This is a genomic window from Cellvibrio sp. UBA7661, assembly GCA_002483365.1.
Classification (GTDB): Bacteria; Pseudomonadota; Gammaproteobacteria; order Pseudomonadales; family Cellvibrionaceae; genus Cellvibrio.
In genome coordinates, this window is sequence record DLHT01000015.1 from 171,318 (window position 1) to 193,951 (window position 22,634).

Annotated in this window: 23 protein-coding genes; 9 read left to right on the forward strand and 14 right to left on the reverse strand. The window is 48.2% G+C overall.

The annotated features are described in order from the left end of the window. Positions 1-5: 5 nt before the first annotated feature. The 8 genes from B2739_RS12875 to B2739_RS12910 form a co-directional block, all read right to left on the reverse strand. Positions 6-1,718, reverse strand: a complete 1,713-nt coding sequence (locus B2739_RS12875) for an SPOR domain-containing protein (protein ID WP_331346249.1) — start codon at positions 1,716-1,718, stop codon at positions 6-8. A gap of 26 nt (positions 1,719-1,744) precedes the next feature. Continuing rightward, complete coding sequence (aroB, locus tag B2739_RS12880) at positions 1,745-2,827, reverse strand: 3-dehydroquinate synthase (protein WP_331346250.1); 1,083 nt, start codon at positions 2,825-2,827, stop codon at positions 1,745-1,747. 141 nt (positions 2,828-2,968) lie between these two features. Further along, positions 2,969-3,487: a shikimate kinase AroK gene (aroK, locus tag B2739_RS12885; RefSeq protein WP_331346251.1), complete on the reverse strand. Its 519-nt coding sequence runs from the start codon at positions 3,485-3,487 to the stop codon at positions 2,969-2,971. Then, complete coding sequence (locus B2739_RS12890) at positions 3,487-5,628, reverse strand: type IV pilus secretin PilQ family protein (protein WP_331346252.1); 2,142 nt, start codon at positions 5,626-5,628, stop codon at positions 3,487-3,489. Before B2739_RS12890 ends, aroK begins: the two co-directional genes overlap by 1 nt. A gap of 36 nt (positions 5,629-5,664) precedes the next feature. Continuing rightward, complete coding sequence (locus B2739_RS12895) at positions 5,665-6,192, reverse strand: pilus assembly protein PilP (RefSeq protein ID WP_331346253.1); 528 nt, start codon at positions 6,190-6,192, stop codon at positions 5,665-5,667. Next, the gene (locus B2739_RS12900; protein WP_331346254.1) at positions 6,189-6,806 is read right to left on the reverse strand and encodes a type 4a pilus biogenesis protein PilO; all 618 of its coding nucleotides are present in this window, start codon (positions 6,804-6,806) and stop codon (positions 6,189-6,191) included. The genes B2739_RS12895 and B2739_RS12900 overlap by 4 nt, the downstream gene beginning before the upstream one ends. Then, entirely contained in the window at positions 6,807-7,400 is a 594-nt protein-coding gene (locus B2739_RS12905) for a PilN domain-containing protein (RefSeq protein WP_331346255.1), read from the reverse strand. Continuing rightward, positions 7,400-8,467: a pilus assembly protein PilM gene (locus B2739_RS12910; protein WP_331346256.1), complete on the reverse strand. Its 1,068-nt coding sequence runs from the start codon at positions 8,465-8,467 to the stop codon at positions 7,400-7,402. The genes B2739_RS12905 and B2739_RS12910 overlap by 1 nt, the downstream gene beginning before the upstream one ends. A 103-nt stretch (positions 8,468-8,570) precedes the next feature. Here B2739_RS12910 and B2739_RS12915 point away from each other — a divergent pair, with 103 nt between their 5' ends. Beyond that, positions 8,571-11,036 (forward strand): penicillin-binding protein 1A, encoded by a 2,466-nt coding sequence (locus B2739_RS12915; RefSeq protein ID WP_331346257.1) that lies wholly within the window; start codon positions 8,571-8,573, stop codon positions 11,034-11,036. A gap of 10 nt (positions 11,037-11,046) precedes the next feature. Here the strand turns inward: B2739_RS12915 and B2739_RS12920 are convergent, their stop codons facing one another. Together B2739_RS12920 and rpmE are read right to left on the reverse strand one after the other, a co-directional pair. Then, a complete protein-coding gene (locus B2739_RS12920) occupies positions 11,047-11,898 on the reverse strand; it encodes a thermonuclease family protein (RefSeq protein ID WP_331346258.1) in 852 nt (283 codons plus the stop codon). A 5-nt stretch (positions 11,899-11,903) separates the two neighbouring features. Beyond that, the gene (gene rpmE, locus B2739_RS12925; RefSeq protein ID WP_331346259.1) at positions 11,904-12,128 is read right to left on the reverse strand and encodes a 50S ribosomal protein L31; all 225 of its coding nucleotides are present in this window, start codon (positions 12,126-12,128) and stop codon (positions 11,904-11,906) included. A 238-nt stretch (positions 12,129-12,366) separates the two neighbouring features. Between rpmE and B2739_RS12930 the strand changes: the two genes are divergently transcribed. The 5 genes from B2739_RS12930 (at position 12,367) to B2739_RS12950 (ending at position 17,701) form a co-directional block, all read left to right on the forward strand. Continuing rightward, a complete protein-coding gene (locus B2739_RS12930; RefSeq protein ID WP_331346310.1) occupies positions 12,367-14,595 on the forward strand; it encodes a primosomal protein N' in 2,229 nt (742 codons plus the stop codon). Positions 14,596-14,694: 99 nt separating this feature from the next. Next, on the forward strand, positions 14,695-15,240 hold the full coding sequence (locus B2739_RS12935) for an SPOR domain-containing protein (protein ID WP_331346260.1): 546 nt from the start codon (positions 14,695-14,697) through the stop codon (positions 15,238-15,240). 98 nt (positions 15,241-15,338) lie between these two features. Beyond that, complete coding sequence (gene hslV / locus B2739_RS12940; RefSeq protein ID WP_331346261.1) at positions 15,339-15,863, forward strand: ATP-dependent protease subunit HslV; 525 nt, start codon at positions 15,339-15,341, stop codon at positions 15,861-15,863. 114 nt (positions 15,864-15,977) lie between these two features. Next, positions 15,978-17,300 carry an ATP-dependent protease ATPase subunit HslU gene (hslU, locus tag B2739_RS12945; RefSeq protein ID WP_331346262.1) on the forward strand — a complete coding sequence of 441 codons (1,323 nt, stop codon included), beginning with the start codon at positions 15,978-15,980 and terminating at the stop codon, positions 17,298-17,300. Between the two features lie 23 nt (positions 17,301-17,323). Further along, positions 17,324-17,701, forward strand: a complete 378-nt coding sequence (locus tag B2739_RS12950; RefSeq protein ID WP_331346263.1) for a DUF971 domain-containing protein — start codon at positions 17,324-17,326, stop codon at positions 17,699-17,701. Between the two features lie 5 nt (positions 17,702-17,706). Here the strand turns inward: B2739_RS12950 and B2739_RS12955 are convergent, their stop codons facing one another. From B2739_RS12955 to B2739_RS12965, 3 genes are all read right to left on the reverse strand, one after another. Beyond that, the gene (locus B2739_RS12955; protein WP_331346264.1) at positions 17,707-18,267 is read right to left on the reverse strand and encodes a cytochrome b/b6 domain-containing protein; all 561 of its coding nucleotides are present in this window, start codon (positions 18,265-18,267) and stop codon (positions 17,707-17,709) included. 2 nt (positions 18,268-18,269) lie between these two features. Further along, positions 18,270-18,536 carry a PepSY domain-containing protein gene (locus B2739_RS12960; protein ID WP_331346265.1) on the reverse strand — a complete coding sequence of 89 codons (267 nt, stop codon included), beginning with the start codon at positions 18,534-18,536 and terminating at the stop codon, positions 18,270-18,272. Between the two features lie 118 nt (positions 18,537-18,654). After that, positions 18,655-19,473 carry an undecaprenyl-diphosphate phosphatase gene (locus B2739_RS12965; RefSeq protein WP_331346266.1) on the reverse strand — a complete coding sequence of 273 codons (819 nt, stop codon included), beginning with the start codon at positions 19,471-19,473 and terminating at the stop codon, positions 18,655-18,657. 148 nt (positions 19,474-19,621) lie between these two features. Here B2739_RS12965 and B2739_RS12970 point away from each other — a divergent pair, with 148 nt between their 5' ends. Beyond that, positions 19,622-20,167, forward strand: coding sequence for a DUF4136 domain-containing protein (locus B2739_RS12970; protein ID WP_331346267.1), 546 nt, complete (start codon positions 19,622-19,624; stop codon positions 20,165-20,167). Between the two features lie 124 nt (positions 20,168-20,291). After that, positions 20,292-21,236, forward strand: coding sequence for a DMT family transporter (locus tag B2739_RS12975; RefSeq protein ID WP_331346268.1), 945 nt, complete (start codon positions 20,292-20,294; stop codon positions 21,234-21,236). Here the strand turns inward: B2739_RS12975 and sfsA are convergent. Beyond that, a complete protein-coding gene (gene sfsA, locus B2739_RS12980; RefSeq protein ID WP_331346269.1) occupies positions 21,199-21,909 on the reverse strand; it encodes a DNA/RNA nuclease SfsA in 711 nt (236 codons plus the stop codon). The two genes, B2739_RS12975 and sfsA, sit on opposite strands and share 38 nt — an antisense overlap. Positions 21,910-22,178: 269 nt before the next feature. Between sfsA and dksA the strand changes: the two genes are divergently transcribed. Further along, on the forward strand, positions 22,179-22,622 hold the full coding sequence (gene dksA, locus B2739_RS12985; protein WP_007645291.1) for an RNA polymerase-binding protein DksA: 444 nt from the start codon (positions 22,179-22,181) through the stop codon (positions 22,620-22,622). The last annotated feature ends 12 nt before the right edge of the window (positions 22,623-22,634 follow it).

Consider the following 22,634-nt stretch of genomic DNA (forward strand, 5'->3'; position numbering starts at 1 on the left):
GCCGTTTACATCGCCGATTTGATTTCATTCTGGATGGTTCTGACATCCCTCGGCCAAGGCCCTGCATCGCGCTGGACGGCAGGCAATCGCGCTATTGCTTGACGCGCCTGCGCCGAGTTGGCGTAGCGGCCAGTAATGACCACAAACCAGTCGCGCCCCTGACGCTTGCTTTGGAATACCAATAAATCTTTTTTGTTCGGCTGGGCAGCAATAAAATCAAGCGCTGCTTTTTTACTACTGACGCCCAATAATTGAATAGTAAATTCATTAGGGCTCCATGTCAGGATGTTACGCTCCTGCGCGCTTCCTGCAGGGGCGGTCGAGACTACAGTGGTGGTTTTTTGCTTGACCGGCTCAGGCACAACGACTTTTTCGACCGGCTTTGCTGGTTGGGTTTCGCCAGCCACTTTCATCGGCTCAGGTAAAGGTACAGATGCGGGCGCGTGCTCAACCACTGGTGCTTGGGATGAGGCGATTGCCGCTGCTGCGCTGGAAGGCATTGCTTCAGCTTTTTTGGGCGAGGTAGGTAATTGTGCTAATGGCACTACTTCCTCGCGCGGCAATGAATCAGGTGCGATGGCGTTTGCGGCCGCTTGCTGATTAGGTTGCGTCGGTTGAGGTAATGATTGCATCAACGGTTGCACGGGAGTCTCTGTCGAACTCAGATTTCTCACATCCTGATTGCCCGCAGATGATGTGGTTGCGACAGGTTGCACACCGGGATTTGTGGTAACAACTGCTGGTGCGACATCATCATCGCCCATATATAAAAACACCACGCCAACAACTGCAATCAGCATCGACAGAGCGATGATATGAACAATAGGCAATGGCCGCTTACTGGCAGACTGGGTGGAGGTCACCGACTGAAGAAGCCGGTCTTGTGCCAACTCATGGAGCACATTTAACTGCCCATGCATCTGACGCCACCAAGGCTCCACTATTGATTCTGTAAAAATTTCCGGCCCAAGATAATCTGCCATTTCCATACGAAAATTTAAGTAGTCAACCGTTTCCGACAGACCAAGTGGCGGCAAATTAAAATCATTGACTAATAAATTTTCAGGACTCAACCGCTCCAAGCGAGCAATCAATTGCGGCTCGCCAAAAAGCGCCAAATGTAAACGGTTTTGTTGGGGGAAATTGTGTAATAACGACGTGATGACCGAAATAGATTGATCGTCCAGTAAATGCGCATTATCCAAAACCACGACCGCCAAACCATCATCTTCAGAGACAGCCTCTTGGGCAATAAATGCCTCAATTTCGGTCAACAGGTTTTCAATCGATAACGGATTATTGGTGCGCAAACCAAAAGCTTGAACAATGGACAATAAAATTTGCTCAAGCCCCTGCCCGGAGCGCAAGCTGATAAAACAAATTTCATCCTGATCAGATAAAGAGTCCATAAATGCATGGGCAATACGGGTTTTACCAACACCGAATTCACCCAATACAACCATGACGCTGTTACTGAATTGACACAGGTGCAGTAATTGATCCAACAACTGACGACGCCCGGCACCAGTAAACAATGGGAATGAGTAATCATGCGAAAAAGGATCTTCCGACAAGCCATAACGCTGGCGATAATCCTCCAGTAGTTGATCACCAACAGGATTATCATCCACCTCGTCAAATAGATAGCCTTGCTGCGATTCACCATGATCCAACAAACGGCTATCAGGCTCGGCACGCATAGGAGGCTCTCTTGTCATGATTTCTTTCTCTATATCCTGTTTGCTTAATTAGCCTTACAAGCATCGAATGTCTCCTGCAACATTCGCATATCAATATCGCTGGTGACAATCGCCTGCCCCATCGCAGCTAACAGCACCAAACGCAAACGGCCATCCAATACTTTTTTATCAACACCCATCAGGCTCATAAATTGTTCGGGTGTCATATCTGCAGGCGCTTTAACGGGCAAATTTGCTCGCTGCAACAGTTGTATTGTGCGCCCAAGATCTTCCTTCGTAATGGCTCCACGACGCCAGGATAAATCCGCCGCCATTACCATTCCGGCTGCGACAGCTTCTCCATGCAGCCAATTGCCATAACCTTGAGCAGTCTCAATCGCATGACCAAATGTATGCCCCAAATTCAAAATCGCCCGAATACTTCCTTCGCGCTCATCTTGGGCAACTACATCCGCCTTATTTTCGCATGAACGTTTTACTGCATAGGCAAGCGCAGCTTGATCACCTGCAAGCAACGCATCCATATTATTTTCAAGCCAGACAAAAAATTCATAATCTGAGATCAACCCATATTTGATGATCTCAGCAATACCAGCTGACAATTCGCGCCCAGGCAAGGTGACTAATAACGATGTATCAGCCACAACACATAATGGTTGATAAAACGCACCAATCATATTCTTACCCAAGAGGTGATTGACTCCTGTTTTACCACCAACAGAGGAATCAACCATAGAAAGCAGAGTGGTTGGAATTTGAATGAAGTCAACGCCACGCTGGTAGCAAGCCGCCGCAAAACCAGTCATATCACCAACCACACCTCCGCCCAATGCGATCAGTGTTGTAGTGCGGTTGTGACGTTTATTCAGTAATGTGTCGAAAATGCCACTCCAGACATCCAAGGTTTTATGACTTTCGCCATCAGGCAATATCACATGATCGACCTGATAATCAGCTAAAGATGAACATAGTTTTTCGAGATAAAGAGGAGCAACCGTTTCATTAGTCACGACACAAATCTGGCGACCACGAATATGTTGATTTAGCAATCCCGGCTTTGCCATTAAGTGTTCGCCGATATAAATAGGGTAACTACGGTCATCCAGATTAACGGTTAGAACCTGCATATAAAACCTTTGACAATGAAAATAGAAATCAGCCGCACTTTATCACAAAGCAGCAGCCGATATCAGAAGCGGTAAATCCAGAGATACTGCAGTTGCTGGTCATCAGGACAAAAACGAAGCAACCAAACGCATCGAAAATTACTATTGCCCTTGCTGCACTAACGCAGCTATTTCCTGAGCAACAGATTTGGGGGAACGACGATCTGTATTGACAACAAAGTCAGCAGCCGCTTGATAGAGAGGATCACGCAAGGCCAATAAATCAATGATTTTCTGACGCGGATTATCAACTTGCAACAGGGGGCGTTTTTTATCACGAGCCGTACGCTCTACCAGCTGTTCAATAGACGCGGTGAGATAACACACAAACCCCGATGATTTCATCAGCTCACGATTTTGTTCACGCAGTACTATACCGCCACCAGTAGCGACCACAGCATCGGTTTCACCAGCCAACTCTTTCAATACCGCAGTCTCACGTTCGCGAAAGCCCTCCTCTCCCTCCATGTCAAAGATCCAGGGAATATCAGCCCCTGTCCGCTCTTCGATAACGCGGTCACTATCGCGAAAATTAAGATTCAACTCAGCAGCCAATAAACGGCCTATGGTAGATTTGCCGGCCCCCATGGGGCCGACAAGAAAAACATTTGGCTTTTGCATTAGTTAGAAAGGGTATCCGACATCAACTTGGGAGTAACAAATATCAACAGTTCGGTTTTGAATTGGTTATCCACCGTTTTCTTAAATAGACGGCCCAGGTAAGGAATATCGCCCAATACAGGCACTTTGTTTTCACCTTTTGTACCCTCTAACGAAAACACACCGCCTAACACAACTGTCTGGCCATTGTTAACAAGCACTTTCGTTTGCAGACGCGTAATATCCAATGTAGGGCGTCCACTTTCCTCAACCGCAGCAATCGAATCTTTCCACACATTTAAATCCATAATAATCCGGTTATCAGGTGTTATCTGCGGAGTTACTTCCAGCTTCAGTACTGCCTCGCGGAAACCTGTGGTTGTGCCACCGCTTGGAGCACTTTCCTGATACCCGATCTCTTTACCTGATTTAATTATCGCCAGTTGCTTATCGCTGGTAATAACCTTGGGTTGTGACACAATTTCAGCGTAACCCGAATTCTCAAGCGCACTTAGCTCCAAATCCAAGTAGGTACTATCAGTCAAAATACCAATTGCAGCACTGGCATAGGGATTACCAACAGCCAAATCAACAACATTATTTTCGGTTAAATTGAGCGTATTGTCATCGTCATCCGCACTTGGGTTGAACCAGCGAGAAGGACGAGCACCATCTTCATCATCGAGACCATCCTGAGAACCGGCAAAGTCTATAACTCGATTTCTATTGGCATTGTAACCAACCCCCCCCCAACGAATACCTAGCTCGCGCTCAAAATCGGTATTTGCAATAACAATTCGCGCCTCAATCATTACTTGACGAATTGGAATGTCAATTTGGTCAACCAAACGTTTAAAGGCTTCTATACGCTCTGCTGTATCGGTAATGATGATTGAGTTGGTGCGCTCATCCACAACACCCTGGCCTCGTTCAGACAACACACTACCGGTTGCGCGACTACCGCCTTGACCACCGCCACTTCCACCACCACTACCTTCACCACGAAAAAGCTCAAACATTTCTTTGGCATTGGCATAACGAACACGAATATATTCAGTTCTCAGTGGTGCAAGCTCCTCCAATTGCTTCTTGGTGGTGATTTCCTGACGCTCACGTTCTGCAATCTCGGCAGCTGGAGCAACCATTAACACATTCCCTACTTGGCGCTTGTCTAATCCTTTATTTTTCAGAACCATCTCCAGTGCCTGATCCCAAGGAACGTTTTGCAACCTCAAAGTTATGCGCCCTTGGACGGTATCACTTGCCACCAAATTTAGCTCAGTAAAGTCAGCAATAATCTGCAGCACCGCACGGACTTCAATATCTTGAAAGTCGAGAGATAACTTTTCGCCTGTGTACTCAAAATCTTTTTTCTTCTCCTGCTTTTCTTGCGCAGTAAGCGGCTTGATACTAACCACATACTCATTATCGGTTTGGTAAGCGAGATAATCGAAGTCACCGCCCGCACTAATATTTAGCACAGAGCTTTCACCTTCCTGGGAAGCACTTACCAACGAAACAGGTGTTGCAAAATCAACCACATCCAAGCGTCGGCGCAACTCTGGCGGTAACCACGCATCTTTGAAAGACAGTCGCACACCTGTACCAGTACCCACCATATCTGCACTTACTTTAGGATTAGATAAGGTGACAATCACGCGCCCCTCGCCTGATGCACCACGACGAAAATCGATATCGGTAATTTTGTTATTGCTGTCAATTGCATCTTTTTTGTATTGAGATTTTTGCGCAACATCTATTGATGGTCGAGCAGATTGATCTGCATCACTACTTTTCGCTGCACCCACTTCAACAATATAACTATTGCCTTCTGTACGAGTCGAATACGCAGCCAAATCATTAAGATTTAAAATAAGACGGGTACGCCCTTCACTTGTCAGAATCATGGCACTCTGACCATTATCGACGGCCAGAGGAAAGCGGCGCTCTTTAAGCCCACTAATTACATCAGGAAAATCCAACACTATGCGCGCAGGCTTTTCTATAGTGTAGCCCTTGGGCTCTGGAGGTGGAGAATCGAACGACATGCGAACCTCAAAGCGTTCACCGGGCAACTGGAAAAAATTAATCTCGGTAAGAGTCCCCGCAAACGTCAACGGCGATACAATCAGCCCAACCAATGCCATGAAAAATTTACGCATATTCAACCCCGGAGTGAATAGAGCACGCATATCCGCTTATTCCTTCTCTTCTAATTTAATAATTCTAGGACGCTCAACCCAACCATTAGAGCCGTCACCTACGATTTCCATCACCTCAATTTGCGATGGACTAGTGGAGATTATTTTGCCGTGATTCATCCCCATATAGTTTCCAACTGTTGCAGGCACCACACTGCCGACACCATCGTCAATGAGAGCCCATAACTGCCCCTTCTTACTAATAGTGCCAACCATTTTAAGCGCAGTAATATTGAAACCTTCGAGAAACTCTTTTTCTCTTGTCAAATCTGGCGCCACTGCACGCCCACCTTTCACGGCAGACTCATCCAATGGAATAGGCTTTTCAAATGGGCTACGCAATGTCATTGCGCTATAAGTAAATGGTTGATATGGACTAAACGTCGGCAGAGGCTCAATTTGTCCTTTCGGCCTGCGTTTGGTCTCTTCCATAAAATCAACTAAATCCTGCTGCGATGCTTGCCCACAGCCAAAAAGCACCAAAATACAAAACAATTGCAGAATCAATAACGACGGCCGTTTCATTTAGCAGCCTCCACTGATTTATAACGATAGGTCTTGGCCAGTATGGTCATACTGAGCGCTCTATTTTGCTTTGATGCAGTTATCTTAAAGTCATGCAAAGTGACAATACGCGGCATCCCAGCTACACCGCTAACAAACCCTCCCATATCGTGATATCCACCTTCAGCGGAAATAGTGATAGGAACCTCAATGTAATACTCTGCAACTACGTCCGGCTGGAAATTGATATTGATATTTGTCAGGCCGCTTTCGCTGCCACGTGTACCAATATCCTCCAACAAGCCTGGCACTTCTGTTTTTGCAGGCAAACGAGACAACAAAGAGTCAAAAGTCACTTTCATCTCTTCCATTTGCGCTTTATATGCGTCGAGATTGGCAGCCTCAAAACTGCGCTTTTCGAAAGTAGTGCGTAAAGTTTGTTCTTGCGCAACAACCCTATCTAACTGCAGATTTAAGCCGCTGATTTTAAAGTAGTACGTACCGGCAAAAACGACAGCAACCAACAACACACACACGAATATTTTTGCGGGCAGTGGCCAAACACCAATTTTTTCGAAATCAATATTGTTAACATCAAAATCTTTTAGCTGGTCAATAGTGTCTTGAAATGACATTTATTTTACCCCTCCAGCTGCACTAGTCTTTTCAGTATCTACAACTTCATCAGCAGGAGCAGAAGTTTCAACTGTCATCTTGAACTTGCTGGCATCTTCGCCCTCTTCGGGGGCCGCATCAACAGAGATTAGATTGTGCGATGCGTACCAGTCAGACGCTTCGAGATTACGTAAAAAACTGGCAATTCGATTGTAGGACTCAGCAACACCTTCAATAGTCACTATATTGCCTTTACGCTCTGCAGAATTGATCCAAACACCATCAGGTATAGCTCTTGCGAGTTCATCGAAGTAACGAACAATAACGGGACGGGTTCCCTCAAGATCAGTAATAACTTTAATGCGCGCCAGCAAATCATCGCGAACCTTTTTAATTTCACTAATTTCTTTTACTTGCGCATCAAGTTTGGCAATTTCCTGATTAAGTAGTTGATTTCGAGCATTCTGATTCTCAATAGCTGATTGAACGCTGGAGACCCAAAGATAGGCACAGAATGCTGCAGCCAAACCGATACCAGCGATGATCCCCAGAAATTCGCGTTTCTTCTCTTGACGATAGACCTCACGCCAAGGCAATAAGTTAATTTTGGCCATCAGTCAAAACTCCTCATCGCCAAGCCGGTAACAATCATCAGCGCAGGAGCGTCATTTGCCAGAGAAACAGCATTAACTCTTGATGAAACCGACATGCGCGCAAATGGATTTGCAACAACAGTTTGTGTGCCTAATTTTTCTTCTATCAATCCAACCAAGCCTTCAAGTGATGCAACCCCGCCAGCCAAGATAATGTAGTCAACATCGTTATATTGACTGGCCGAGAAAAAGAATTGCAGCGATCTGGTGACTTGTTGCACAACGGCATCCTTGAAGGGAGCCAGCACTTCCAATTCATAATCATCAGGCAAACCACCTTGCTTTTTAGCAAGACCAGCTTCCTCACGGGACAAACCATAACGACGCTGAATTTCTTCGGTTAACTGACGACCACCAAATAACTGTTCGCGGGTATAAACTGTTTTTCCATCCACCAACACGCTCAGTGTGGTCATGGTTGCACCTATATCAATAATCGCAACGACCTGTCCTTCCTGATCCTCCAATTGCTCAGCGATCAATTCAAAAGCGCGCTCCATACAGTAGGCTTCGATATCAACCTTCTCTGCAATGAGATCTGAATCAGCAAGAACTTGCTGACGAACCTCAACATTCTCACGGCGACAAGCCGCGAGTAACACTTCAACCTGATCTGGATTACGAGGAGAGACGCCTTGGATTTCAAAATCGAGAGCAACCTCCTCCAATGGGAAGGGAATATACTGATCTGCCTCTGCAGCGATCTGGCTTTCCATCGCGTCATCATTCAAATCCATTGGCATATCAATCATTTTGGTGATTACTGCCGAACCAGCTACAGCAACAGCCGCATGCTTGAGCTTGGTTTTGGACTGTTTGACCATGGAGCGAATAACCTCGGCCACCGCGACCGGGTCTGCAATATTTTTCTCTACCACCGCATTCGGGGGTAGCGCTTTTACGGTATAGGACTCGACGCGGTAACGATCACCGCTGCGACTGAGTTCAAGCAATTTGACCGAAGTAGAACTGATATCCAGTCCTATTACCGGCTTTGCCTTCTTTTCGAGGAAACTTAAAATGCCCATTTTTCTATCTATATCCGTAACTTAGACGTTGTTTATGTTATAGCACTTTAACTTAAGCCTGCAACAAACCGATGAATATGTAAACAAGTAAAAAGCCCGTATAATGCCCGCCACCTGCGGCAATCGCGCTAACCCATTAATTCACATAGAAAAAATGTTCAGCAAAAAATCCTTCTTCGGTATTATTTTCTGGCTGTTACTGGCTGGCTTCAGCGTTACCTTGGTGACATTTGCAGGGTTATATCTTTATTTGAGCCCTAAATTGCCGTCAGTTGATTCGTTGAGGGAAGTTAAATTACAGACCCCTTTACGGGTTTATTCAAGCGACGGAAAACTCATTGGTGAATTTGGCGAACAGCGTCGCACTCCACTCACCTATGATCAAATACCGCCTCTTTATATAAAAGCACTCCTCTCCGCAGAAGATGCAGAGTTCTTTGAGCATCATGGAGTTTCTCTGAAAGGCATGTTGCGCGCCGCATCACAAATTCTAAAGTCCGGCGCCATACAATCAGGCGGAAGCACTATTACTCAGCAGTTGGCGCGTGATTTCTTTCTCACTCGCAAACAAATCTTCTCACGTAAGTTTAACGAAATACTCTTATCCCTTGAAATTGAACGAAAATTTACCAAGGAAGAAATCCTGGTATTGTTCAATAACAAAATGTTCTTCGGCAACCGCGCTTATGGATTGCAAGCTGCTGCACAAATCTATTATGGCAAGGACATTGATCAGTTAAGTGTCGCCCAATACGCCATGATAGTAGGTGTACTGAAAGCACCTTCAGCATATAACCCGCTAGCAAACCTCAAACGGGCGATGATTCGGCGCAACTGGATTATCGGCCGGATGTATGAACTGGGGCATATTGACCATGCAACCTATGAAGCCGCTATCAACGAACCCAATACCGCCAGCAACCACGGCACGACCCTTGATGTGCAAGCCCCCTATATTTCTGAGATGGCGCGCCAAGAAGCTCTTAACCTTTTCGGCGACAAAGCCTATATAGAGGGTTACAAGGTCTACACCAGTGTTGATAGTGCGATGCAAGCTACCGCCCAGGCAGCTGTGCTAAAGGGCCTCATGGCCTATGACCAACGTCACGGTTATCGCGGCCCCGAGCTGCGACTGAAACCTTCAGTAGATGCTGATTTGATCGATTGGCAAGACCAACTCCAATCCATCCCCAGCCTTGGGGGTCTTGAACCCGCCGCAGTTGTGGATGTACAGGAAAAATCCATCCGGGTCATTATGAGCAACGGCGATCTTATCGATTTGGGCTGGGAGCAAGGCCTTGCAAATACTCGCCCCTACATCACCGAGGACTCCAGAGGCGCAGCCTATAAAGCGGCGACCGAATTTTTAAAGCCCGGCGATGTGGTGCGCATAATTAAAGATGATGACGATATGTGGCGCTTTAGCCAGGTTCCTGCGATTCAGGCCGCACTGGTTTCCCTTGATTCAACCGATGGCGCAATACGCTCATTGGTGGGGGGATTCGACTTCAATCAAAGTCACTACAACCGCGCTATACAAGGTGCGCGCCAACCCGGCTCCAGCTTTAAACCGCTCATTTATACTGCCGCACTCGAAAACGGATTTACTCCCGCCTCTATTATCAACGACGCCCCGATAGTGATTGAGAATACCAGCACCGGTATCGCTTGGCGTCCTGAAAACGATGATGGGAAATTCGTCGGCCCTATGCGTATGCGCCAAGCCCTGTACCGCTCGCGCAATTTGGTATCCATACGCTTGCTGCGCAGTATTGGTATGCAAACTGCGTTGGATAGCCTCGCGCGATTTGGTTTTAATCCGAAAGAATTCCCGCGCGACCTAACATTAGCCCTGGGTTCCCATGCACTGACCCCGATGCAAATGGCCACCGCTTACGCCAGCTTTGCTAATGGCGGGTTCAAGATAGACCCATACCTCGTCACTCGTATCGAAGATGGCACAGGCAAAGTTGTGTACGAGGCCAATCCCAAACGCGTATGTAAGGAGTGTGAAAACAATCAGGTCAATTACGCCGATGATGGAACTCCACTTCCGCCGATGCCGGATATGGACAGCAGCCAGCGAGCCCCCAGAATTATTGATGCACGAATCGCCTACATAATTGATTCCATGCTTCGCGATGTCGTCGACAAAGGTACCGGGCGCTTGGCCAAGCAGCTGGGGCGGAACGATATTGCAGGTAAAACAGGCACGACCAATGGCCCCCGTGACAGCTGGTTCTCTGGCTACAACCCCAACATAGCGACAACAGTTTGGGCCGGCTTTGACCAAAACACTCTACTGGGGCGCAGAGAGTTCGGCAGCTCAGCAGCCTTGCCAATCTGGATCGACTTTATGCGCACAGCGCTGGAAGGCGTTCCAGACCAACTGCCACGCCAACCGGAGGGAATAGTTACTGTGCGGATCAATCCGGACACCGGCAAACCCGCCATGCCAGGCGATCCGGATGCTATTTTTGAAGTGTTTTTAGGGGAAGACACCGGGCGCACATCAGCGGCTGGCAATGAGTCCAGCGAACAGGCAACCTTACCGGAAGAATTGTTCTAGCTTTCCCCGATCAACGATCGATCACCCTCAGGGATGAGGGTGCACGCAATTGCAAGACCAGGGGTTTATATTGTCGCGCCGGATTGGACTTACGCCGGGTAATCCAACCGCGCAACTCAACTTCTTTGCCTTTTAGCTTCAACCAATCGGTTTTTTTATAAGCCCCAGATTTCCCCATAAATAATGGCCAGTCTTTTTTGGCAATTTTCGCCACCAGCTGCCCATCAAATTCCAGCCAAATTGCGGAATTGATGCTGACTTTCGTAATACGTCCGCGCACATGCCTGAAGCCCGTTTCGGTTTCCTGCAAAGATGTAATCTGCACTGGCTGCCAATAGGACGAACGCCATAGCCCCAGCTTTTTTTCGCGAGCACTATTCTCCAGCGGCAGCAAACAATCCATTTGCGAATAATTAGGCGGCACAGCTATTTGCAGCGCCATACCCGCTCGCAATTGCTCAGCAGCCAAACTGCGATTTTGACTATCGTAAACATGAGCCAGAAACCGCCCGTAACGGTCTTTGATTTCCCTTTCAAAACCGAGCCGGATGCGCCCTTTGGCTGCATCAATAAACTGCTGAGCATGAGCCTTGGACTCGCGGCCAAAAGGCTGCCCCTTTATACCGCCGTGTGCGATTTCCGGCGCATTAATCCCAAGTACCCGCACCGAGCGCCCATCCTGTAACTTTAATGTGTCACCGTCAGATACCCGTACAACCTGGACGCTATCCCCGGAAGGCAAACCACATTCAGCAAACGCGGGGCACGCAATAAAGCCCGATGAGATTAACAGGCATAAAAAAACGCCGGGAATTTTCATTCCCGGCGTTTTTACTAGCGATGCCAGAGGTGTGCGAAACAAGACAATTAGTCTTTCTTTGCACCACCGATGCGGCTGCCGAAACGCTTGGTGAAGCGATCGATACGGCCACCGGTATCAACAATTTTTTGCTTGCCAGTGTAGAACGGGTGGCATGCACCGCATACGTCAACGTGCAGGGCTTTGCCCAATGTTGAACGGGTGTTGAAGTTGTTGCCGCAGCTGCAAGTTACAGCTACATCAACGTAATTTGGATGAATGTCTGCTTTCATGATGAATGCCTTCGTAGTCTGTGCCGCCACCTGATCACCTGCCAGGCACCGCACATAGGTTAAAAAAAACGGCGTTTTTTGGGAGCGGCGATACTACCAGAAAACCGCTGACACGCAACTGAAAACCACCGTTTTGGATAAAAAACCGCCACCAACATGCGCGCCCCCAACAATCAGCCTGCGCATCCAGTAACTGATATAGGCTATGCTGGCCATCTGTTATTTGCTGTTGCCATCTATGACCCAACATCCATCACCCCAAAACCCAGCACTACTCGAAGTAGCCCTTCCTGTTCCGTTAAGGCGCTGTTTCGACTATTTATTGCCGCCCGGGCAGGATGCCAGCACCCTGCAACCCGGTGTATTGGTGCGGGTACCGTTTGGTAATCGGGAGTTGGTCGGCGTACTAATCAAGATCAAGACAGAAAGTACGCAAGACGTGGGCAAGATACGCTCTGCCCTGGCGATTATCGACACTCGCCCCGCACTTGATGGCGAACTCCTGGAACTCTGTCTCTGGGCTGCCGATTACTACCAGTGTGCTCCAGGTGAAGCTTTGCAAACTGCTTTACCTGCACTGTTGCGTCAAGGCGAACCCGCCAAGTTGCAGGGCGAGCCCGTTTTCAAGCTCACCACCGAAGGTAAAGGGTTGCCGGAAGGAGCACTCAAGCGCTCACCAAAACAAGCCGCGCTGCTAGCCGCTTTGCAAGCCCGCCATCAACTAAGCCGCAGCGATCTCGACCGGCTGGATATTCCGCGCAGCATTGCCAAAAATCTGATCGATAAAGGCCTCGTGCGTATCGACGAAATAGTGCCCAGCCAAGAGCCGCAACCGGCCCAGCTGCTGCGCGAACAACCGTTGGTATTGAGCGATGAGCAGCAAACCGCGCTTGCACAGATCGACTACAGCAGCTTTAAAACCTACCTGCTCGATGGCGCTACCGGCAGTGGAAAAACTGAAATTTATCTGCAAGCAATTGAACAGACCCTCAGGCAAGGGAGACAGGCCTTGGTGCTTGTGCCCGAAATTGGTCTCACGCCGCAAACCCTTGAGCGCTTCCAACGCCGTTTCAACCTGCCGATTGTTGCACTGCATTCAGGTCTTAACGACCGCGAGCGGCTGGAAGCCTGGCTGCGCGCGCGCGATGGAATAGCGCGCATCATCATCGGCACCCGCTCGGCGCTGTTTACACCACTCAAAGAGCCGGGAATTCTGATTATTGATGAGGAGCACGATGCTTCATTTAAGCAACAGGATGGTTTCCGCTATTCCGCACGCGACCTTGCAGCAGTGCGTGCCCATCGATTGGGAATTCCGTTAATACTTGGCTCGGCCACTCCCTCACTGGAAACCCTGCACAATGCGCAGCAAGGCCGCTACTGCCACCTGCGGCTCAAAGCACGTGCCGGCAACGCCAAACCACCCGAAATTCAGCTGCTCGATATTCGCGGTGAAATTCTCCACGAAGGTTTTGCTCAAGCCAGTATCGATGCCATAGGTGACACCCTCGACAAAGGCAATCAGGTACTGGTGTTCCTCAATCGACGCGGCTATGCACCCACACTGGAATGCCATGATTGCGGCTGGCTGGCCAACTGCAATCACTGCGATGCGCGCATGACCGTACACCAGAATCCGCGTCACCTGCACTGCCACCACTGTGATCACCAACGCGGCATTCCCAAACGCTGCCCCAACTGCAATAGCAGCAAAGTCCAACCTATTGGCCAGGGCACAGAACGCAGCGAAGTCGTATTGCAACAGCTCTTCCCCGCACACAAAGTTATCCGCGTTGACCGCGATTCCACGCGCAATAAAGACGGAATGCAAAAGCTGTTGGTCGATGTCCACAGTGGCGAACCCTGTATTCTTGTTGGCACCCAAATGCTCGCCAAAGGCCATCACTTTGCCGATGTGACTCTAGTGGTGATTATCGACGCCGATGCCGGCTTATTCAGCACCGACTTTCGCGGTGCCGAACGAATGGGGCAATTATTATTGCAAGTGGCGGGGCGCGCAGGGCGTGAACAAAAACGCGGACGGGTCATCATGCAAAGCAACCATACAGATCACCCGCTCGTGCAAACACTGGTACAGCAAGGCTATCACGCACTTGCTGATTTAATATTGCAGGAGCGGCACATCACTCAATTACCGCCCTATCGCCATTTGGCGCTGATCCGCGCCGAAAGCAAATATGCGCAAGCAGCAGTGGATTTTTTGATGCAAGCACGCCAACTGTCAGAGCAGTTACATGCACCTAATCCTGCATTACAGTATCTCGGCCCACTGCCCGCGATGATGGAAAAGCGCGGTGACCGTTTCCGCTACCAACTACAAATCAACAGCGCCCAGCGCAAACCACTGCAACAATTGTTAAGTCAGTTGGCAATACAATTGGAAGCTGCATCACAAGCCAAACGTGTGCGCTGGTCAATTGATGTCGATCCACAAGACATGGGTTAAACCAACTGCCTACGCACGCGGTCATATACGCTGATTAGTGACTCGCGCCTATCACCCGTTTACAATCGCGCCTCGTTTCAATCTGGATATACGATTTACATGAGCAGAGATTTCGCCAAAAAAGGCCGCGCACCCGCGCGCCGAACATCCTCCACTAACAGTGCAACGCCGCCTTGGGTGTGGTTTATTGCCGGATTGGTGCTAGGTGCTTTTGCCGCGAGCCTCTATTTCATTAAAAATCCTGCGACTGAACCTGCGCCCAAAGAAGAGCCAAAACCGAAAGTAACAGAAAACAAAACGCCCAAACCGCGCTTTGATTTCTACAAATTGCTGCAGGAAAGTGAAACTATTGTGCCCGCAAGCGAAACGATCAACGAAGAAAAACCCGCGCAAGACCAGGCAACCGAGTACATTTTGCAAGTTGGCTCTTTCCCAAGCGCGGATGATGCGGATAAATTGCGTGCGCAATTAATTTTGATCAATCTCGATGCACACATAGAAACCGTGGAAATCCGCAAAGGGGAAATCTGGCATCGCGTTGTGGTTGGCCCATTTGCCACCCAAACTGCACTGACAAGTGCGCGCTCCCAATTGGTTAACAATCAATACAATGCGCTGGTACTCAAGCGCGCCAAAACCAAGTAAGCCCCACTCCCTTTATCTGCTTGATGCACATGCCTTGAAAAAGGTATGTGTGCCCCCATTTTTCTGGCTTCTGTGATGTCAATTTTAAAGGAAGTCCAGTGACTACAATTCTCTCTGTACGCCGTGAAGGGCAAGTGGTAATCGGCGGCGATGGCCAGGTCTCGCTCGGCAACACCGTCATGAAAGGCAATGCACGCAAAGTGCGCCGCCTTTACAAAAATCAGGTTATCGCTGGATTTGCAGGCGGCACTGCCGATGCATTTACCCTGTTCGAACGTTTTGAAGCCAAGCTCGAAGCCCATAACGGCCAACTTACCCGCGCCGCCGTTGAGCTAGCCAAAGACTGGCGCACTGATCGCAGCCTGCGCCGGCTGGAGGCTCTGCTCGCGGTTGCCGATAAAGACGCCTCACTCATCATTACCGGCAATGGCGATGTCATCCAGCCCGAAGACGATTTAATTGCGATTGGCTCCGGCGGCAATTACGCACAAGCTGCTGCACGCGCTCTATTGGAAAACACCTCGCTGGATGCGCGCAGCATTGTTGAAAAAGGGCTGAAAATAGCGGGCGATATTTGCGTTTTCACCAACCAGAACCACACCATAGAAACACTTGAATATTGATAACCGTAGCCCGTATGGAGCCTGACGAAATACGGAGCCTTGATTTAAAAAAGTCATTTGATAAACCATCCCCGCATTGCGCTCCACTCCATGCGGGCTACTTAAGAGTTTTTTATGTCCTCCATGACTCCGCGCGAAATCGTGCATGAATTAGATAAACATATCGTCGGCCAGGCCGATGCAAAACGCGCTGTGGCAATTGCACTGCGCAATCGCTGGCGTCGCATGCAAGTGCCCGCCGATATGCGCAATGAAATTACACCCAAAAATATTTTGATGATCGGACCCACCGGTGTCGGCAAAACCGAAATTGCGCGCCGCCTGGCAAAACTCGCCAACGCGCCGTTCATAAAAGTAGAAGCCACCAAATTTACTGAAGTGGGATACGTGGGGCGCGATGTTGAATCCATTATTCGCGATCTGGTCGATGTCTCTATCAAAATGTGCCGCGAGCAAGCGATGAAATCTGTACAGCATCGCGCTGCCGAAGCCGCAGAAGAGCGCATTCTGGATGCACTTTTACCTCCAGCGCGCGATTTATCTTCTGAAGAATACAAACATGAATCCGGCACTCGCCAAATCTTCCGCAAAAAATTGCGCGAAGGCGATCTGGACGATAAAGAAATTGAAATTGATATTGCAGCAGCAAGTGTTGGTGTTGAAATCATGGCACCACCAGGCATGGAAGACATGACCAACCAATTGCAAAGCATGTTTTCATCGCTCGGCCGCGACAAAACCAAAAAAGCCAAGATGACAGTGAAAAAAGCATTCAAACAATTGCAAGATGAAGAAGCTGCAAAGTTGGTGAGCGACGAAGACATCAAAACGCAAGCGATTGAAGCTGCCGAGCAAAACGGTATTGTGTTTATCGATGAGATCGACAAAGTTGCACGCCGTGGCAATGTAACCGGCGCAGATGTATCACGCGAAGGCGTTCAGCGCGACTTATTGCCATTAATTGAAGGCTGCACAGTGACCACCAAACATGGTTCGATTAAAACTGACCATATTTTATTTATTACGTCAGGTGCATTTCACTTAAGCAAGCCGTCGGATTTAATCCCGGAATTGCAGGGGCGCTTACCTATTCGCGTCGAGTTACAGGCATTAACGCCGGATGATTTTGAACGCATCCTCACCGAACCCAAAGCATCGCTAACGGAACAGCAAGAAGCGTTACTAAAAACCGAAGGTGTTGAAATCACATTTACCAAAGACGGCATTCGGCGTATTGCGGAAACCGCATTTGATGTAAACGAGCGCACTGAAAATATTGGCGCGCGCCGCTTGCACACCATCCTTGAACGCTTACTGGAAGATGTTTCTTTCACCGCCGGTGATGGTAATCGCACAGTGGAAATTGATGCGTCTTTTGTAGAATCACATCTGGGCGAACTTGCGAAAAACGAAGACTTAAGCCGCTTTATTCTGTAAGCATTACATGTTGTAAAAACACTATGACCAAAATTCCCAGAAAAATTTTGCTGCACAAACAATCGCAACAACTGGAGCTGTATTTTGACGGCGAGCAGTTTTTATTGCCCGCCGAATTTTTGCGCGTGCACTCACCGAGTGCCGAGGTAAAAGGTCATGGTGCAGGCCAGGAAATCCTGCAATTTGGTAAAAAAGATGTGCGGATCACCCAGCTTGAACGCGCAGGAAACTATGCGCTCAAGCTGGTTTTTGATGATGGTCACGACAGTGGTATTTACACTTGGGATTATTTTTACGAGCTGGCAAAAAACCAGAAGTCTCTCTGGCAAGAGTATGAGAACAAATTGCACAATGCCGGAAAAAGTCGGGAACGCGACACCAGCATTGTGCGGTTTGTGTAGTGTTTTTAATCTTGGGTATGTGAACGCTGCGAATCCGATTCACCCATACGGCGCTTGCCGGTCATCATCGACAACGGCAAGTTTTCCTTGAGGCGATAACTTTCAAACAAGGCTGCAGCAATGTGCAGCAATACCAACATCAATAAACTGTTGGCAATGGCATCGTGAAGATCAATGATCCAATCCTCCCCCCAGAAATAATCCACCTCTTGCGCCAAAAAACCGGTAACACCCAGCGCCAACAAGCACAGCATCATCAAAATCATTACTAACGCACCCAAAGGTGAATGCCCCATACGATGGTATGCCTGACCGCGCACTAATGCACCGATATGCGCAGAGAGGCGCGCTGGCGTAGGGAAAAAGTCCGCCCAGCGCGCAGCCCCTTTACCCACAAAACCCCATACAAAGCGCACCAGCAACAACGCCACCATTGTGTAACCTAACCATTGGTGCCAATCATCACCCGCCTCATTGAAATACATATTGGCCACAAAAATGATGGCTATCGACCAATGAAAAACCCGCACAAGCGGGTCCCATAGTGTAATTGTTGCAGGTGACATAATTAGTCTTCGATCTCTTCTTTAACGATCTCGCCAGTCACCGGATTGAAATAAATTTCAACTTTTTGCTTTTCTTTGTTCCAGCCGTAAATTTCATAGCAATTGCCATCGGTCACTTTAAATACTTTGATTTCGTAACCTTTAGCCTTCAAGTCATCCTGAAATTTAGTTTGATCCAACCACTGGGATTTTTCTACCGTTGTGCACTCAGGGCCGGCAACAGCGAATGGGCTCAATAATACAATTGATGTCAGGAGTAATTTGCGCATTGGAGTGTTCCTCTGGTTGAGTAATTTATGATTGGTATTAAACGCAGGACGATTACAAAATATCCACCCACAAGACTCAAGTATTGCCGTGTAAAGAAAGATTAAATAAGTCTTTCTGTCACATAGACCAACTCACCATGCCGGTATAGGCTGTAATCAAAATCAATAACCCGAACGCAATTCGGTACCAGGCAAAAATCTCGTAGCTATGATTGGCAACAAAACGCACAAGCGTACGCACAGCAATCCAGGCGCTGATAAACGCGGTGATAAAACCGGCGGCAAACATCGGGAAATCGCCCATTTCCAATAAATCACGATGCTTATATATATCGTAAACGGTGGCGGCAACCATCGTGGGCACAGCGAGGAAAAATGAAAATTCCGCAGCCACTTTGCGATCCAATCCGATAAATAAACCACCAATAATGGTAGCTCCCGAGCGCGATGTGCCAGGAATCATCGACACCACTTGGAATAAACCTACTTTTAATGCATCCCGCCAACCTATGTCATCAACATCGGTGACACGGATATCGTGCTTTCGCCGCTCTGCCCACAGAATTACCAAACCACCCAAAATCAACATAGTGGCAACGGTCAATGCATTAAATAAATAGGTTTTGATCAACGATATAAATAACACCCCCACAATGGCAGCGGGAATAAATGCAATGATCAGATTGATGATAAATTTTTGCGCCTGCGGGTCGCTAAACATGCCGAATGCAACCTGGGTAAATTTGCGCCGGTATTCAACTACTACAGCTAAAATCGCGCCCAACTGGATCGCAATTTCAAATACCCGACCGTCGTTATGGAAATTAATCAAATCCCCGACAACAATTAAATGCCCGGTACTCGATATCGGCAAGAACTCTGTTAGCCCTTCTACCAATCCCATAATGATGGCTTTGAAAATCAGCAATAAATCCACAACAACTCCTTAGTCAAACGATAATAGTCGTGCAATAGCCCGGCAGCGCAAGTCTGCGGCAATTATTTCGTGTTTGCAAACTCTGTGCCCATACCCGATGTCTATATAGCGCTATACTCGCGACACAGGATTTTATAGGAGACACAACATGCGCCCTTTTGTTTCAATCTTATTGCTCACCGGAATGTTTTTACTGCTGGGCGCCTGTACCAATATCAAATACGGCAATGATTACAAAACCGGGACAGACTTCAGCCATTTAAAAACCTACAGCTGGCGCGCTATTACCTTGGATATTGGCGGTATCGAGAAAAATGTCTTGCAGCAGCTGGCCGACCAACAACTGCGCGCACAAGGTTTCACTCCTGTCGAGAGCAATCCCGATATGCTTATCGATATGCAAGTATTTTCCCGCGTCAGTCGCGGAGGCAACACCAGCATCGGGATAGGGATTGACCTACCGGTTGGGCGGCACGGCAATATTGGATTGGGCACAGGCCAAACACTGGGACAAGGAAAACAGGAAGGCGTTATTGTTATCGACATCACCCAAGCAAATAACAATACCCTGATATGGCGCGGTAACGCCGAAGGTATACCGCTAATCAATTTCTCACTGAAAGCCGAACAAAAAATGCGAGAAAGTTTTACGCAATTGTTGCAACCGTTTCCGCCTTCGAGCACGGTAAATTAATTTTTTAAGCTATGCTCTGATGAGATTCAATTCATAGATTTATTGTGAGAGCGGGCGATTAATTTGCCCGCATCCTGACGGCTACAATCCCCACGCAAATATCCCCACACAAGAAGAAAACGTAATGCCCAACTCACATCGACTTTCTACGGAAGGTATTTTGTTATTGATCGGCCTGGCAATTGGCTGGGGAATTAATTGGCCGATTATGAAATTCATCATCAACGAAATCCCACCGCTGACATTTCGCGGTTTTTGTTTGTGTTTAGGCGGCTTGGGAATTTTGGCGATTGCGCGTTTTTCCGGGCTATCGCTACAAATGCCTCGCGGATTTGTTCAAAAAATTCTCTGGGTATGCCTGTTTAATATTATCGCCTGGAATGTGCTGGCGACGTACGGACTGAGCTTATTACCCGCAGGGCGTTCCGCTTTATTGGGTTACACAATGCCCATCTGGACAGTACTGCTATCCATTTGGGTGCTGCAAGATAAATTCACTTTGCGCGTAGGCATCGCCCTTCTGTTGGGCACGGCAGGTGTACTGGCTTTGATGAGCGAATCATTGATTAGCTGGTTTGGTGGTCCACTCAACCATGAATTATTGCTTGGTGCGATATTGATGATTATCGCCGCCTGGTGCTGGGCACTGGGAACTGTGATGATGAAGCGCTGGAAAATCCCGATGAATACCGTAGTGCTCACCGGCTGGTTGCTATTATTGGCCAGTATTCCCGTATTGATTGCCGCAGTTTTTGTTGATGGCTTGCCACAAAAAATACCATCGCAACTTGCACTCTGGGGCGTACTTTACAACGTGTTTATTGCCTTTATGTTTTGTTACTGGGCGTGGGTGCGATTGGTCAGCTTGGTACCCGTCAGCGTATCTTCTCTTTCATCGTTAATTACACCGCTGATTGGCGTACTGTCGGGAGTTTTATTATTGGGCGAACAACCCGGCTGGCCGGAATTTAGTGCGACTATTTTAATTTTGGGCGCCGTCGCGGTGGTCAACTTCACCACAACCAAAACGACTACAACAAAACCGGTAACGGACGATCCAACGCAATAAGGTGTTGCTCAGGTTGGATAGTCACGCCATAGGCAATTACCTCAACCCCGGCTGCATGTGCACTGGCCAGCGTCGCGGCATAAATGGCATCGATATGCGCCGCAGCGCGCACCGATAATATCCCGCTGTGCTGCACACAAAATAACAACACTGCCCTGTGCCCTTGTGCACGCATTGCCATCAACTCGCGCAAATGCTTACTGCCGCGCTCGCTCACTGCATCAGGAAAAAATCCCTCGCCTTCGTTTTCCATCAAGGTGACATTTTTAACTTCAAGGTAACAAAGCCGCGCATCTGCCTGCTTGTCACTTAATAAAAAGTCGATGCGCGATTTTTCTTCACCATAAATCTGTTCGCGCTTGAACAAGCCATAACCTTGTAGCTCAGTGATGACACCCGCTTGAATTGCGGTTTCCACCAAATCATTGGCGCGTCCGGTGTTGATACCGGCAAGGTGGCCACCAGGTGTGGTGACCAATTCCAGCGTTTGTGGATATTTGCGCGCTTTATTTTCGCTCAGGGAATACCAACAAGGACTTTCTGGTACAACACAATTTTTCATCGAACCGGTATTAGGACAATGAATAGTGATTTCACTCCCATCCGGCAAACGAACATCGGCCAGAAACCGTTTGTAGCGGCGAAGTAACAGTGCGGGAAACAAGGTGGACATAAAAGAATCACAATAATAACGAAGGCAGATAAGGCGTAAATTGAAGCACAATTGCGCCAATTTGGGGCTATAGTTTTCGTTTGGAATAGGTTTGCAATGGGTTTGTAATAAATTGAAGTACCGTCCTGGGGATATGCAGCTACGCGCAATGCAGCAAAAACGCTAGCACTCGCATTTGTTATCTGATAGCTTGCTCCCCCTTCTAATTCTGCCCCGCCCTGCGGTGCAGCACTATAAGCTGATCCAGGAAGTCTTACGAGGCGCTACCTATGGCGAAAAAATCACCTTCTACTGAAACCTTCGCACTACGCCCTTTCACTCCTTACGTGGAGAAAAAAGGCGAAGAGTACATGAACGACAACCAGAAGTTGCACTTCCGGCAGCTGCTGCTTAACTGGCGCTCAGAGTTGATGGAAGAAGTAGACCGCACCGTAAGCCACATGAAAGACGAAGCGGCTAACTTCCCTGACCCAGCTGACCGCGCCAGCCAAGAAGAGGAATTCAGCCTTGAGCTGCGCACCCGTGATCGCGAGCGCAAATTGATCAAGAAAATCGACAGCACTCTGGAGCTGATTGAAAACAATGATTATGGCTATTGCGATGCATGCGGTGTTGAAATTGGTATCCGTCGTCTTGAGGCACGTCCAACAGCGACACTCTGCGTAGACTGCAAAACTCTTGCAGAGATCAAAGAAAAGCAAATCGGCGGCTAATGCCGGTTTGAT